The sequence below is a fragment of the uncultured Methanobrevibacter sp. genome (assembly GCF_946184425.1).
Taxonomy (GTDB): domain Archaea; phylum Methanobacteriota; class Methanobacteria; order Methanobacteriales; family Methanobacteriaceae; genus Methanocatella.
On sequence record NZ_CAMHFP010000011.1, the window covers coordinates 45,415 to 59,389 of the forward strand.

Here is a 13,975-nt window from a genome sequence, read left to right on the forward strand (position 1 = left end):
TGTATGATTTTTTCGGTTAATTGTGAGTGATAGTATTTAAAACATTAAAAATATAATGTATAATCATGAGGTTTTCAGGGTTTTTGAATGTGTATCAGTTGGATGATATGAGTTGGGAATATCAGTTTGGCGACAAATCACTTAAGGCAAATACATTAAAGGAACTTGAAGTTCTGGTGAGTTTATATGGTCTTAAATGGTCAAGGTTGGATGATGCTTTGGCAAGAGAATCATTGAAAAGGGATAATCTTAACAGAACGGGTTTTTTAAATGTTTATCTTAAAGAAAGTCCGAGGGGATATGTCTGGTGCTATCGGGGAAGCAGTCTGTCTTCTTCAAGCCTTGAGGTCTTAAAGAAAAATGTCCTCAGGGAAGGCCTTGAGTGGAAGGTGACTGATGATGATCTGGCCAACAGGTCATTTGCCATGGACTTGAAGAAATTCGGTGAACTGCTTTTTTAGGTGATTTATATGGATGAACTGATGAATGATTTGATTGAGTTTCAGCGCAAAAGGGACTGGAAGAAGTTTCACACTCCTGAAAATTTGGCAAAATCAATTTCAATAGAATCCGGTGAGCTTCTGGAACATTTTCAATGGGGAAAGGAATATGACAAGCTGGAAGTTGCAGATGAGCTTGCGGATGTCCTGATATACTGTCTGTATATGGTGGATGTATTTGATTTTGACTTTGAAGAGATTATCCGAAACAAGATGGCAAAAAATGCAGTAAAGTATCCTGAAAAAATAGAATAGTTTTTTTATAATAAATTGTGGAATGACTAGTTTAATCGTTTTATTTTAGTTTTTTTAGTAATTCAGGATTATCCATACATTTTATTTAATATTCCGCTTCAGTTATGCTTTTTCGGACCGAGTTTTTCATCACCGCAAAATTTATTAACTACTTTAACACAATATATTATTATAGAATAGTTAATTTTAACATCTGAATTACTTGTTTTGTCGAACTTTTTTTTAATTTTTTTGTTTTCGCTGGTGATATTTTGAAAAAATACTGCGATAAAGGTAAATATGCAGCCCCAAGATGGCTTGTTTATCCTGAACTTTCTGCCTGGACAATAGGATGGAGAATGGGTTATGGTGAAAATTATGCTCTTAATGAGCCATGGTATGGTGATGAGTATGATGAACTGTTTCCGGAGCCTCAAAACTGGTTGTTTGATCCTAGAAAATATGATATTCCACTTCCTCGTTTAGGATATCTTTGGGAGGATAAATTTGAGCCAAAATACTCTGAAATCGGTGATGATAAGGCAATCGTGAATGATTTCATTGAATTGGCCGATGAAAAGGAATTCCGCCACAATACTTTTCGCCTGAAGTCAATCGAACATGCAATCCTCATGTGTGAATACGGATATTATTATCAGGATACCAACTCTGACATTACTTATGAGGAGTTGAAAGAAGGTTTTGAAAAGCCTGAATTTAAAGGAAAGCTATGGGAAAAATTCAAATACACAGTTTGCCTGAATGCCTCATACTATCTGTTTATGCAGGATGAGGATTTAAAAAAGAAACTTCTAGAAACAGCAAACAAGTCCCTGGTCTATATGTCTGATAATGAGTGGGGTGGTAAGACTAACCTGTTCGGATTTGCACTGATGGAGCTTAGGGATGAAATTCGCAGACTGTTCAAAAATGAGGATTTAATCGATTGGGAATATACGGAATATCTGAAAAATAAGAATCCTTATGAGGATGATGAACCTCCACAAAGAAATTCTGAAGACCCTCAGTCACCTGAATATAAGGTAATCGAATCGGTCCTTTTTGACTCACAAAAATATGTACGTGACGTAAATCTTGATGAAAAATTGGCTGAAAAATATGAAATCGGCCAGATTATAACCGAAAGGGCTTTTGTCGATGCATCCCCAAAAATAGGAGGCATGATGACTACCCACAGGTATCTGATAATATCTCAGTGGATGATGGATCTGTCAAGATTTGAGGAAGGCACATCATGGGGTTTGCACACCGTAAAATTGAACTCCAAATTCAAGGTCATTGATATCTATGAAATTGACGGAAAGACTCAGATTGTATTGGTTCATCTTCCGGACGGTTTTGAGTACCTATTTGAAAATACCATAAGTCTTGAAAAGAAATTTGTCAAAAAACTCAGGTCTGAATTCGCTAAGACTGTCAAAATGGATGTCATTGATGATTTGGCAGATGATGAATGGCTTAAAAGATGCAAATTTCCGATCGGAATGGATGATGATGGCAATTTCTTTTAATTCATTAAAAAAGAAAAAATTGGGAGTTTTTAAACTCCGCTTGCAGTTGAAATAGTTATATTTTCACTATATAATGGTGTTGTTGATTTTGCTGAATCGACTACCACTATTTCAGCTTTTACAGGTTGCTTTTGATCAAAGTAATGTCCATTGAACTTGTATGTTTTTCCGCTGTCCGGATTCAGTTCATTCCAGGCAATTCCAGAGTAAAGAATTTTATCCTGATTGTCATAGAAATTAACTGTCACTTCCAGATAATCGAAATTTGTACCTACATTGATATCTCCTGAAACTTCTCCACTGTAGTATCCGTAACCGTCATCTTTAATGTCCTGTGTAATGTTTCCAATTGCTATTGAATTTTCAGCATTCATCTGGTGTAATGCTCCTCCGGCAATTAAAAATCCGAATATCAGCACAACGGTTAAAATAGGAATAAGCCATAATTTTTTGTTGTGTGCATAATAACCCTTTAAAAAAAGTACTACAATTGCTGTTATAATGAATAATACTGTTGATATTTCTCCAAATCTGGCAATGAACATAAAGATTAATGCACCGGTTGCAATAAATTCGACTGCAGCTATTAAAGGTTCATCAAATTTTTCCATTAATATGATTCCAACTAGACCTCCTACGATACCGATTCCCATTGCGGTTAGAATGTTGTCCCAGCCCATCAGCATTGGAGTGCCCAATCCTTCAGCAACAGAAACAACAATACCTATTATTGCAAGAATTAAAGGTAATTTTTTCAATTTTTCATTTTTGTTTTTGACCTCGGCGGCAGTTTCCTGATTTTCGTCTGTTGGATTTTCATTTAGATTAAATCCGCAGGCGTCGCAGAATTCAGCTTTGTCGTCAAGTTCTTTTCCACATTTTCTACAATATTGAACCATTTTTTCCCTCCGATTAATTATTTGTATTATAATAACATATACTTTGTTATTAACTTAATTTAAAATAAAAACTAAGTTGTTATTATAATTTCATTGGCCTTTACTACGGATATTTGGTGAAAATTAAATGTAGGAATGCATTCATTTGTTGGTTTTGAATGAATTAATTGCATTTGAGGTTTGTGGCTTTATTTTTCATGACATAATTGATAACGATTAAATATTGTGTTAAATATATATTCAATCAGTTATTAAAATTGGTGGTGTTATGGAAAATAAAAATATTATAATTATCCTTCTGGTTGTTATAGTTATTCTTGTGGCGATGATTGGAATAACAGTATTGCACCCATTTGATACAAAGGAACCGACAAAAGTCAGAGTAATCAGCAACAAAACTTTGATTGAAGGGGAAAGTTTATTGGTTAAACTGTCTGATTTGAACAACACTCCTATTTCAAAGCAGGTTTTAAATGTTACTATAACTAACAGTAAAGGCAAAGTTATCGTTGATGACGTTGTCAAGACAAATTCAAAAGGTTTAGCCAAACTTAATATGAATCTGAAGAAAGGTAATTACATTGTCAATGTCACATATGATGGAAATAACAACTACACAGGAAACAACACGACTCAAAAACTAACTGTGAAAGAGGAAGAAAAGGTTGTTGTGGAGGAAACACCGTCATCCACTTTTGATGCAACTTATGTTGAAAGGACTGAGAATGGTTTTAAGTATGGATACAAAGATGGAAGATATGGATTTTGGACTCCATCAGGGAATTTCATTGAGGATAAAAGCCGTGCATTGAGAGGCGAAGATCCTGTTGAACCTTTCATGAGAGATGGGGATTTCTATTCTCAGCTGTAATTTTGAAGAATATGGAAAACTTGTAGTTTTATTGAATTCGTAATATGTATGAGGCGATATAAATGGGAATATGTCCTAGATGCGGGTCATGGGTTGATGAGGGAGAGCCATATTGTCCCGAATGCTGTTATGACGGCGACGATGGAAACGGTATTTCTGATACCGATTCAAATAAGATAGTAATAAACGGCTATGAATATGACATTGAAAATGTTGAAGATGCATTGGATGCGATGGGTCATGATTTGGATGACCTAAAAATGGGATTTGTCGATGAATATGAGCTTGAAGAAATTCTTGATGACATGTGATTAGATGTTTAACTGCTGTTACTGGTAATTTGCATCAGGTTAAATGAAATATTAATGTTCTTTTAAGAAAATAATTTATATTCGCCAAATTATACTATTCATTATGAAAGCAACTGAATTACTTGACGAAATCAGACAAAACCTTAAGGATTACCCTATAGAATATCTTAGAAATAAGGTTACTGATGACAGATATAAGGATCCTCTGACCAAAAAACTTGCCAAATACAATTCCGAGACATGGGATGAAATATTTTCTTTGGATATCGATGAGGACTACGACATCAGGGATAGTGTGGTTGAAAACATAAAAAATGACATTGACTTTTATTTCGATACATATGCCGGAGGCGATGAGGAAACCAGGGAATTTACAAAATACATCTCCCTATACCTCGCATTGATGGCCAAAAGGCCTTTGCATCCTTTCGGTGACAATCCTCAAAAAGATGAGGTCTTTTTTGAAAACGGCGAATACAAATGCAAAACCCGAATAATGAGTATCAGGGATGAAAACTCCCTGTGCAGATACTGTGTCTGCAAGAATGCAGGATATTCCTTTGGATTTTAGGAGGTTTTCAGATGTCTGGGGAATGCCTTGAAATGTTCAGTGACCTTTCAAAAATGATTTCGGATGAAAAATCCCTAACCGGAAATTCAGTCATTGGCATATTGAAGAGATATTCCTCTAAGATATCAGTTTTTGACATGATGGATTTCACATCTCAGGTGATTGAGGAGAACAGATACGTTCAGGAAGGATACAGGCAGGACAGCCAGAAGTCTTATATCGAAGCCTTTCTGCTGCGGGCAAAGGACATTTCAAATGATGTCGATGATTATCCCGATTGTGTCAATAGAACGGATTTGGAAAAGGCGATTTCAACTTTGAAATCAAATCATGCAAAGTACGGCACTGACTCAAGGACATCTTTGATTTTTTATATTGCATCTCTTTATTCAACCTTTGTTTTAAAGGAGCCGATTCATCCTGTGGGCACTCTGTTTCCAGGATCTCTCAGGGTTGTAAATGAAAACGGCAGGTTTTCATGTCCTGTACGTGATGCCAATATAGATACACCAAATGCCGTGTGCAACATATGCCTTGCCGGGCAGCTGGATTTTTAGGATTTCATTGCAGAGGCTATTTTTCTATCTTGGTAATGCAAATATATTGAAGAAATTTGGGAGTTGTTTTAAGGTTAATTGATGTTCATTTTTAATCAAAAGAGGGTTGGATATTATGAAAAGACAAAACAGGATTTTGATTGGACTGCTGGCGGTTTTTATTGTCGGCATGACTTTAGGTATTGCATTTGCAGAACCTGTTGATGCCAAATCATTCAGAAGTTCAAACGGTTATACTTGGGAAATAAAGAACAGCACATGGGATGCCATGAAAAAGAATGCAAAAGAGAAATACAATCATATGAGGGAAATCGGAAGCAGCATGCCAGGATATTCGAATAGTGTAAATGTCACTGTTGAAAAGAATGGCATCAAATATGAAGGCATAGCGATGGCCGTTCAAAATGACAATCGTCTCAGATGTGAGGTTAGGGGTGCTCTTCCAAACGGAGAATACCTTACCGATGACTCAAAGACTTAATATTGCATTTGAATTCAGTCAATCAGATTGTCAATTTTATCGAATAGTTCATGATAGTTTTCAAAAAGGGTTTTTAGTTCATCATCACTTTTTGACATAAAATCAATCTTGAGCTTTTCATCCTTTTTAGATATTTTTGCCTGTTGTGTGCTTTTTTTGGATGAATCAAGAATCAGTGATTCGATTTCACGGTATGCATCTTCCATCAGGTTATATCTTCGGTTATGGTTTAAAAGGTCCATCGCATGAATTAGTCCATTGTCAGGCATGTCAAGGCAGGTTGAGAGTCTGATTTTGACTGTCATATAATATGGGGCCTCTATCTTGTCACGGCGAAGCACGATTGTGATTTTTGTTATCACGTGATCGTCACTGCAGTTTTCATTAATGTATCTAATCAGCTGGAACTGCTTGATATTAGCATTGGTGTTCATGAAATTCATGTTGATATATTGTTTTTTTAATGATTTAATTTTAATGATGTCTCTACTGGTGAGGTTGAGATATTTTTAAATATTCTGGTGCTGTTTTTTGAAGTAATTACATACTTTTAATGTTATAAGAGTCTTGCGATATTGAACTGTATTTCTGCATATCTGTCCAGATAACAAATGTATTCCGCCTTGCATTCATTTGAAATTCTGTCCTTCACATCGGATGCTTTTGAGGTAAGTTCAAATTTGGTATAATCCCTGTTTGCAACATAGCCTATTTTTTCATCCCATGCATAGACTGCAATCGCATCGCTGTCAAATTCGTTATCCGGTTCCCTGACAAGTCTTAAGGTCATGCCTGGTGTAAGATCTATATTAGTTTTATAGAAATTTCTTCCTGTAACTGTAATGAGTTCCTCTTTAGGATATCTTTTAACTGTTTTGAGATTTTTCTGATAGGTTTTTTCATAATTGATGTAAAATTCAATAGATTCTTTTAATTTGAAATATCTTTCAATCTTTTCCTTGCTGTTTTTCCAGGGATGTGAGGCTATGGCTTTTGTGCAGAGTTGCATTGCCTTTTCCAGTTTGGCCGATCCGTCGGGTAATTTCTTTGACTCTTCAAACATCTGGTATGCCCAGCTATAAAGCATTCTTATCTTGTTGTCTTTAACAGTATTATTGGAGGATATCCTTAGAGATTCATCATAGCATCTTTCAGATTCCTCATATCTTTTTAGGGACTCTAGGATGATTGCTTTCCTGTTCCAGTCATTCGGATTCATATTATCCAAATCCAGTGCCAGATTGATGTATTCGAGAGCTTCCTCTTCCTTATAATCCATATAAAGTTCCCATGCCTTTTTGGAATACAATCTCCTTTGGGTATCATTCTGATTGATTGGGTTTTCATCGTCATCCTCTTCATCATCGTATCCATGACCCCAGTTTTGCGCATCCATCCATCCGTCGGTGGTTCCGTCAACAGGGTCTCCAATTTTCCATTCTCTTCCCATTAAATCATCTCCCCCAGTAATCATTGCATTAGTCTTTTTTTAAAATGAAACAGATGCTCTGCATATGCTGTGTCTCATGGGAATTTGAGCTATTTGGACAGATCGGCAGGTTATCCGCTCCATTTTATTGTAATAATTATTTTGTTTTGATTGGATATAGTTTTTATCTTTTTGCTTAGAAATGGCGGAATTTCCATAATTGCCCAGGATGCGGTCAAGTGCTTTTTTCAAAAATTTTAAAAACAAACAGATATAACATATTAATAAGCAAAAATCGCTGAAGGTTTAATTCCATCTAAATAGCGGTTTTAATGAACTTTTGCTGCTTTCAGTGTATGAAAGTTAAGACTTAATGGGGAATAGATTATGATTACTGATGAGGAAAAGGCTAAAATTAAAGCGGAAATTGTTGAAAAGGTAAACTCAGTTCTGGAGAAAAACAACGAATCATTTAGAATGGATCAGGTAAATGTCCTAAATAAAAATGAAAGCGTTAAATTCATGGGAAATTACAGGGTTTATGACAGGAAAAATTACGGTTCCGTTTCAGGTGAAATCAACAAATTCCTTAAGAAATACGGTGATGTTGAGATTAAATCTAAAAAAATCAGGGACAGCGGCATGAAATTCACTGCTGTCAGCTTTAATTTCGAGCTGTAACGATTTTGTAGTTAATATTCTAATGTTTTAAATGGAAGGTTGGCTGTTTAGCAATCTTTCATTTTCTGATTATCTTATTTTTTTCGAGCTGCTGCTCATATACTTCCTTAACTTGTTTAATATTTCAACTTTTAGTTTGGATAATCAATAACTTTTTTAATTTTAAAGCGTTTTTGTGTATTCTCATGAAGTCACACTTCACTGTATTTTTTATAAAAAAATTTGAAAAATTAACTATTGAAAAAATATAATGTGTTTAATCAAAAAATAGTTAAATGGTGTTGTTCTAGGGAATTTGTAGCTTGTTATTTTCTTTAGTTTTTGTTCAAATAACTAAAAAGTTATGGAAATAATGAAAAAGGCAATATGACTGCCAAACTAATGCCAGAAATCAATCCAAATCAGATATTGTTTTTGAGTTAGATAGACTTAAAGATGAAATTGATTTCATAGATATCGTTTTCATATTCAGCAATTGGATTTTGGAAAAAATTACTTTTACCATGACAGTCAAAATTATATTAAGTTAAAATTGGAGGTAATTTTCATGCTATTTGTACAGTATCCTAAATGTTCAACCTGCAGAAAGGCGAAAAACTGGTTGGAGGAACATGACATTGAATTTGAATCAAGACATATTGTAGAGGACAATCCGACAGCTGAAGAAATCGAACAATGGTGGAAAAAATCCGATTTGCCTTTGAAAAGATTTTTCAATACCAGTGGTCAGGTCTATAGAAAATTGGGACTTAAGGATAAACTTCCGGACATGTCTGAAGCGGAACAGTTTGAAATATTGTCAACAGACGGAATGCTTGTTAAACGTCCTATTGTTGTCGGCGATGACTTTGTCCTTGTAGGATTCAAGATTAAGGAATGGGAAGAGAAACTGTTATGATTCTATTTAATGGATAAAATAACATTTTTTCTAAAAATTCCAGTTTAATTTTGAAATATCTAATTAATTTTCTTTTTTTGTTGGTAATGGCACATATTCATTCATTTTGCTGTTTTTCATGGATATAGTCGGGAATGCCATTGTCTCTTATCGGGGTTTCACTCACTTTTTGTTCAATATTTTTTACATGAAAGGAAAAGCTTTCTAAAAAGCTTTATATGAGGATATTAATAAAAATCTTATCATAGGATTGCAGTCTCTTTGAAAATCATTATTAAAACGTGTTATTTTCAAAAGAGATGAATTCCTTAATTGATAAAGGGAGATTAAAATGAATATTAAAAAAATATTGGCAATAACAATTATTGCATTGGCACTTTTCAGCTGTCTTGGTGCAGTCAGCGCAGGATGGTTTGACTTTTTAGGCGGAGACAAGCATCTTATTGCGGAAGATTCACAGGTCACAGTTCCGGGAAACTATACAGTCGATGACAAGGGGATTCTTGCATCCAGCGATACCATAAACATGACCTTCTCAGTTTTTAAAAACTCAGATGACAAATTCGAAACAAAGTTCTTCAATGCAGTTAAAAGCGACGGAAAGAGTGCAGGATATGAAAACATCACAAACAAGACTGTAAACGGATACACCATCCATGAATTTGCAGCTAATCCTAAAAATCTCAAAAATCTGACTGCTGAAACACAAGTTGAAGGAAGCGATGAGGCATGGATCACATTCCCTCCTGAAATCGCAGCACCTTTCGACAATCCTGTCGACCACTTCAGATCAGTCACATACCTTAAGGACGGAAAGGAAGTTAAATTAGTTATCTTCACTGGCAATGCAACTGTGGACCTGTACAGTTCCGAAATTAACGGAATAATTGACAGTATTGCTCCTGTTGAGAACAAATAGTTTTAAGGGATTCCAAATCCCTTTCATTTTTTTTATCATGTCGAAGTTTTTGACATTGAATGTTTCCTCTCATTTGTGATATAAAAATATTTATCTATGATTTTTAACATACTACTATCAGTGATTTCATTTTCAGCTTTTTTTGAAAATGGATTTTAAAGAGGTTAGGACAATGGATATATTCGGCAGAGAGGTTGACATTAAACATTTTTTTTATGTGCAGCTATTGCCTGCTCTGGTAATCATTGACCTTCTTCTGATTACCGTTTCAATCATCTTTCAAATTCCGAATTATGTATTGGCGTCTATTCAGCACTTTGACTTAGTTATCTGTATACTCCTTCTGGCGGAATATTTTTTAAATCTGATTGCGGCACCGTCAAAAAAGGATTATATATTTAATCTGGAAAACATAGTGGGACTGATTGCTTCACTGCCTTTGGAGTTTATAGTGCCTTTGTTTTTACCTTCAAATTTACCGGTTACATCTTTGAGGTATTTAAGACTTTTAAAGATAATCACAGTATTGAACACTTCCAGATTCGATAACATTAAAGATTTATTCAGAAAGACAGGATTCGATAAGGTTGCGATTTTGATATGTCTCACCATAGCGATCTTCTGGATATTGTTCTGCATATTCAGTACAAGTTACGGACCCTTTGACGATCTTTATTTTGTCATAGTCACCCTCACCACTGTCGGATATGGGGACATAACACCTAAGACCTATAACGAAAAGGTACTGTCAATGATTCTGATTCTTATTGGAATAATTGTGTTTTCCACAATCACAGCTACAATAACAACCTTTTTCACTGACCGCATTCTTGACGATGATGATGACGACGTTGTCAAAGACCTTACCAAGGTCATTGATGAGAAATCAGATAATATCATGGCGGAACTGGAATCCGTCCGCAGTGAAAACAGGCAATTGAGGTCTGAAATAAATGAACTGAAAGAGACAATTGACAACATGAAGAAATGATTTGAATTAACTTTTTTTGATTATTTTTTGGGAATTAATCTATATCTGATTGTGTTTCATATCACTGATTTTTATAATTGTATTATTTTACTTTGATGATTATGTGTTTATTTGACTCATTTTGGTAACAACTATTGGAATATTTGAAGAGTTTGTTGATTATTATGGTATTTGTTTTTGTGGACGAAAGTGTTAATATGTAAATTGTGTATAAATAGTATCACTCGGCATTTTTTCGGAGGAAAATGAAATGGAAAACAGAAACATAATCATAATACTTCTTTTGGTGATAATTATCCTTTTAGTAGGAATAGGATTTTCGTTTTTACAAATAAACGATAACAGCAAGACAAATGTTGAAACTACTCAGATAGAGAATAATACTGTGGAGCAGTCTTCAAGTTCTCCCGATACAATAAAAGTGAAATTGACTGAATTTGACACAAAGGTCAGCAAAACTGTTGGTGAATACAGAGTCGTGGCAGAAAAATGGGAAGGAGCATCTGTAGGAGGATTTGGTGTTTGGCTATATAAAAATGGCGAACTTGTTGATAAGGATTCATATATGTCCCGAGCATATTTCTGTATGGATGGAGAATGGAAATGGAGTGAATGGGGCAACGGTCAAGGTGCAAACTATCACAAGTATCCTGTAAGTAATGGTGTTGAGATTCAGGAGATTGAAGTTAAGTTTTAAGGTAAACGGATGATTTTTTTTAGGTGAACTTTCACCTGTTCCATTTTTTTTAATATTCAAAATATCTTTCGCTAAGCTCCATTTTCTTTAAATCCAAATCGTAAACTCTCTTTTTGGAACCGGCTTTGAAAACGACACTCAAGTCAAGATCATCCTTCATTTCAAAATTGTCTGAGGCGAATGTGAAATCGGTGACATATCCTCCCCTGCATTCAATGAACTCCATGCCTGTCTTTCTAATCACTTCATTAAATCGGGGATTTCGCAGGAGTCTGTCGTAGTTGTGGGTGGTGTAGCAGTCAGTAAAAATCCGTTCGGTTTCAATGTCAGTGGAGTACTCGAAGCTGTCTGTTGTGCTAATATATTCGTTTTTGCGTGTAAAAATGAAGAGGTATTCATTAACCCAGTTTTCCACCTCAAAACTTTTTACATCAGGTGCATTTAAAAATGACAGCAGCTTTTTTCTAAGGATGGATTTTTGCATAGGTGAGGTGTTCATGAATAATACTGTTGCGTCAATTTTTTCCTCATCGCTTGGTTGCTTTTCATAGTTTGGGGATTTGAAAGCATCTCTTTTTTCACTTACAAGATATGGCAGTTCGTTTTCGTCTTCTCTGAATCTTTCATCCATGTTATCGCCTGTGATGTTTATAATATTCAAATTATTATTTTAAATAAATGAGTCTTGTCCCGAATTAAAGGGGTTGTAAGTTCTAATCATACATTATTTATATCTTTAATTAAATATCTATTATTGAAGTAAATAAAATGTTATTAAATTGATTTTATTTAAACTATTGTTATGGTTAGTATGTGTTTAAAGTCACATATTTATATTTTGGAGAGTGATTAGATGGTAAAGTACTGTAAAAATTGCGGCAGTGAACTGGATGAAGGATCAGTTTTCTGTGACAGCTGTGGAACAAGAGTTAACGGACCTGCACTGGGTGACAATACCCTTTTTGGCGTCTATGGCATTGATATGATGGAAGGGGAGGATATCATAAGGCATTCCCAGATACACAACGGATGTCTGATTCTTCCGGCGATAGTCTTCGGTTTTGGAATTCTCATAGGTTTCATAAGCATGATTATTACAATAAGTAATTTTTACTATTTTTATGCTCCGGGATTTATATTTTTAGGATTTTTCAACATCGTAACCATAATAGGTCTTATATGGTTTGTAATCCGCTTCATAGGATACAAGAGCAATGACCTTATCCTGACAAACAAAAGAGTGTTCGGAAAATGCGGACTCATATCAACCACACAGATGCAGTCTCCATTGAACAAGATTGATTCAGTTTCATACAGCAGCGGCCTGGTCGGAAAGATAATCGGTTATGGAACAGTAAAGATAGCGACAGCATCAACTGTATTCAAGTTCCACTTCATACGTGACGGACAGACAATGTACAACGATATCTTCAATCAGATTGAAAAAAGTGAGGTTGAAAGCAGAAACAAGGATGCTAAGGCAATCGTTGATGCGATGGCTGAAAAGTTAAGTTAAATTATTTGCTTTAGAGTTGAGTGATGTGTTTTGTGAAAATTGCGGTTCACAAATAGGTGATGATGACAGGTTTTGCTCCAGCTGCGGTGCACAGGTAAAATCAGACAATACCTGTGCTAACTGCGGAGCTGAAATAGGTGAAAGTGATAAGTTTTGCAGCAGCTGCGGTGCGCAGGTAACATCCAGCAAAAGCATTAATACTCCTTCAGGATTGATAGACTGTCCTGACTGCGGCAAGCCGGTATCAAGAAAGGCCAAGGCATGTCCTAATTGAGGATGTCCTGTGGTATCAATGACTTCTGACGGAGTTGTGCGCATAAAATTAAGCAACCTCTTCAATACAATGACCCGACAGACAGTATCCATTAAGGATGAAAGCGGTCGGGAATTATGGAAAGGCAGTTCAGGTGCAGGTGCTGATTTGACAATAATGGTGGAATCCTACAGGACATTAAGCTATATCAAGCAGTTGGCATATATGAGCAATAAGCTGGTTCAGCCAATAGAGGAAATACAGGCCTATTACGGTGTGGACAACATTGACTTTCTTGGAACAACCCATGCAGACGGTGGGGCAATGCTTGGAGAAAAGGACTACATTGCATTTGACTTAAGGAATGCGCCGTTGACCGTGTTGTATTCCAAGTCTTCTGGAACAACTGTTGCACCGATTACATCAGATTCAGATATTGCTGATTTTTATCCTATAATTGAAATCATGAGAAAGGACATTTATGATGAGCTGCCGCAGTATACTAAACTGTTCATTCAATCTAAGGTTGGAATATTGTTAAATAAACCGCATCTTGCCCTTACAGGTACATGCAGACCATAGGTGATATTAATGTTAACTAAAGGAAACAATGCTAAAGTTCAAGACGAAGTGAT

Annotated in this window: 21 protein-coding genes; 16 read left to right on the forward strand and 5 right to left on the reverse strand. The window is 35.4% G+C overall.

Features of this window, described 5'->3' with window-relative positions:
* Window positions 1-65 precede the first annotated feature (65 nt).
* From Q0P94_RS03665 to Q0P94_RS03675, 3 genes are all read left to right on the forward strand, one after another.
* The gene (locus Q0P94_RS03665) at window positions 66-461 is read left to right on the forward strand and encodes a hypothetical protein (protein ID WP_295113915.1); all 396 of its coding nucleotides are present in this window, start codon (window positions 66-68) and stop codon (window positions 459-461) included.
* Between the two features lie 9 nt (window positions 462-470).
* Window positions 471-755 carry a nucleotide pyrophosphohydrolase gene (locus Q0P94_RS03670; RefSeq protein ID WP_295113916.1) on the forward strand — a complete coding sequence of 95 codons (285 nt, stop codon included), beginning with the start codon at window positions 471-473 and terminating at the stop codon, window positions 753-755.
* Window positions 756-1,006: 251 nt separating this feature from the next.
* On the forward strand, window positions 1,007-2,266 hold the full coding sequence (locus Q0P94_RS03675) for an NADAR domain-containing protein (protein WP_295113917.1): 1,260 nt from the start codon (window positions 1,007-1,009) through the stop codon (window positions 2,264-2,266).
* 29 nt (window positions 2,267-2,295) lie between these two features.
* On the opposite strand, the gene Q0P94_RS03680 is transcribed toward Q0P94_RS03675, so the two are convergent.
* Complete coding sequence (locus tag Q0P94_RS03680) at window positions 2,296-3,165, reverse strand: zinc-ribbon domain-containing protein (protein WP_295113919.1); 870 nt, start codon at window positions 3,163-3,165, stop codon at window positions 2,296-2,298.
* 268 nt (window positions 3,166-3,433) lie between these two features.
* On the opposite strand from Q0P94_RS03680, the gene Q0P94_RS03685 reads away from it, so the two are divergent.
* The 5 genes from Q0P94_RS03685 to Q0P94_RS03705 all read left to right on the forward strand — a co-directional run bounded on the left by Q0P94_RS03685 (window position 3,434) and on the right by Q0P94_RS03705 (window position 5,956).
* Window positions 3,434-4,036 carry a hypothetical protein gene (locus tag Q0P94_RS03685; RefSeq protein ID WP_295113921.1) on the forward strand — a complete coding sequence of 201 codons (603 nt, stop codon included), beginning with the start codon at window positions 3,434-3,436 and terminating at the stop codon, window positions 4,034-4,036.
* Between the two features lie 62 nt (window positions 4,037-4,098).
* A complete protein-coding gene (locus Q0P94_RS03690; RefSeq protein ID WP_295113923.1) occupies window positions 4,099-4,347 on the forward strand; it encodes a hypothetical protein in 249 nt (82 codons plus the stop codon).
* Window positions 4,348-4,450: 103 nt separating this feature from the next.
* On the forward strand, window positions 4,451-4,918 hold the full coding sequence (locus Q0P94_RS03695; RefSeq protein WP_295113925.1) for a DUF2115 family protein: 468 nt from the start codon (window positions 4,451-4,453) through the stop codon (window positions 4,916-4,918).
* 11 nt (window positions 4,919-4,929) lie between these two features.
* A complete protein-coding gene (locus Q0P94_RS03700; RefSeq protein ID WP_295113927.1) occupies window positions 4,930-5,475 on the forward strand; it encodes a DUF2115 family protein in 546 nt (181 codons plus the stop codon).
* 115 nt (window positions 5,476-5,590) lie between these two features.
* Entirely contained in the window at window positions 5,591-5,956 is a 366-nt protein-coding gene (locus Q0P94_RS03705; protein WP_295113929.1) for a hypothetical protein, read from the forward strand.
* A gap of 14 nt (window positions 5,957-5,970) precedes the next feature.
* Here the strand turns inward: Q0P94_RS03705 and Q0P94_RS03710 are convergent, their stop codons facing one another.
* The 3 genes from Q0P94_RS03710 to Q0P94_RS03720 form a co-directional block, all read right to left on the reverse strand.
* Complete coding sequence (locus Q0P94_RS03710; protein ID WP_295113932.1) at window positions 5,971-6,390, reverse strand: hypothetical protein; 420 nt, start codon at window positions 6,388-6,390, stop codon at window positions 5,971-5,973.
* A 122-nt stretch (window positions 6,391-6,512) separates the two neighbouring features.
* Entirely contained in the window at window positions 6,513-7,406 is an 894-nt protein-coding gene (locus Q0P94_RS03715; protein WP_295113934.1) for an HIRAN domain-containing protein, read from the reverse strand.
* Window positions 7,407-7,445: 39 nt separating this feature from the next.
* Window positions 7,446-7,637 (reverse strand): hypothetical protein, encoded by a 192-nt coding sequence (locus tag Q0P94_RS03720; protein WP_295113936.1) that lies wholly within the window; start codon window positions 7,635-7,637, stop codon window positions 7,446-7,448.
* Window positions 7,638-7,772: 135 nt separating this feature from the next.
* Between Q0P94_RS03720 and Q0P94_RS03725 the strand changes: the two genes are divergently transcribed.
* The 5 genes from Q0P94_RS03725 (at window position 7,773) to Q0P94_RS03745 (ending at window position 11,571) form a co-directional block, all read left to right on the forward strand.
* Window positions 7,773-8,066, forward strand: a complete 294-nt coding sequence (locus tag Q0P94_RS03725; protein ID WP_295113938.1) for a hypothetical protein — start codon at window positions 7,773-7,775, stop codon at window positions 8,064-8,066.
* A 547-nt stretch (window positions 8,067-8,613) separates the two neighbouring features.
* Window positions 8,614-8,964, forward strand: a complete 351-nt coding sequence (locus tag Q0P94_RS03730; RefSeq protein ID WP_295113939.1) for an arsenate reductase family protein — start codon at window positions 8,614-8,616, stop codon at window positions 8,962-8,964.
* Window positions 8,965-9,295: 331 nt separating this feature from the next.
* Window positions 9,296-9,883, forward strand: a complete 588-nt coding sequence (locus Q0P94_RS03735) for a hypothetical protein (RefSeq protein WP_295113941.1) — start codon at window positions 9,296-9,298, stop codon at window positions 9,881-9,883.
* Window positions 9,884-10,031: 148 nt separating this feature from the next.
* A complete protein-coding gene (locus tag Q0P94_RS03740) occupies window positions 10,032-10,874 on the forward strand; it encodes an ion channel (protein WP_295113943.1) in 843 nt (280 codons plus the stop codon).
* A 250-nt stretch (window positions 10,875-11,124) separates the two neighbouring features.
* Entirely contained in the window at window positions 11,125-11,571 is a 447-nt protein-coding gene (locus tag Q0P94_RS03745) for a hypothetical protein (protein ID WP_295113945.1), read from the forward strand.
* Window positions 11,572-11,620: 49 nt separating this feature from the next.
* On the opposite strand, the gene Q0P94_RS03750 is transcribed toward Q0P94_RS03745, so the two are convergent.
* Window positions 11,621-12,202 (reverse strand): hypothetical protein, encoded by a 582-nt coding sequence (locus Q0P94_RS03750; protein WP_295113947.1) that lies wholly within the window; start codon window positions 12,200-12,202, stop codon window positions 11,621-11,623.
* Window positions 12,203-12,424: 222 nt separating this feature from the next.
* On the opposite strand from Q0P94_RS03750, the gene Q0P94_RS03755 reads away from it, so the two are divergent.
* The 3 genes from Q0P94_RS03755 to Q0P94_RS03765 are packed head-to-tail and all read left to right on the forward strand — an operon-like array spanning window position 12,425 to window position 13,922.
* A complete protein-coding gene (locus Q0P94_RS03755) occupies window positions 12,425-13,087 on the forward strand; it encodes a PH domain-containing protein (protein ID WP_295113948.1) in 663 nt (220 codons plus the stop codon).
* A 25-nt stretch (window positions 13,088-13,112) separates the two neighbouring features.
* Window positions 13,113-13,361, forward strand: coding sequence for a zinc ribbon domain-containing protein (locus Q0P94_RS03760; protein WP_295113949.1), 249 nt, complete (start codon window positions 13,113-13,115; stop codon window positions 13,359-13,361).
* Between the two features lie 18 nt (window positions 13,362-13,379).
* Entirely contained in the window at window positions 13,380-13,922 is a 543-nt protein-coding gene (locus tag Q0P94_RS03765; protein ID WP_295113950.1) for a hypothetical protein, read from the forward strand.
* Window positions 13,923-13,975 lie beyond the last annotated feature (53 nt).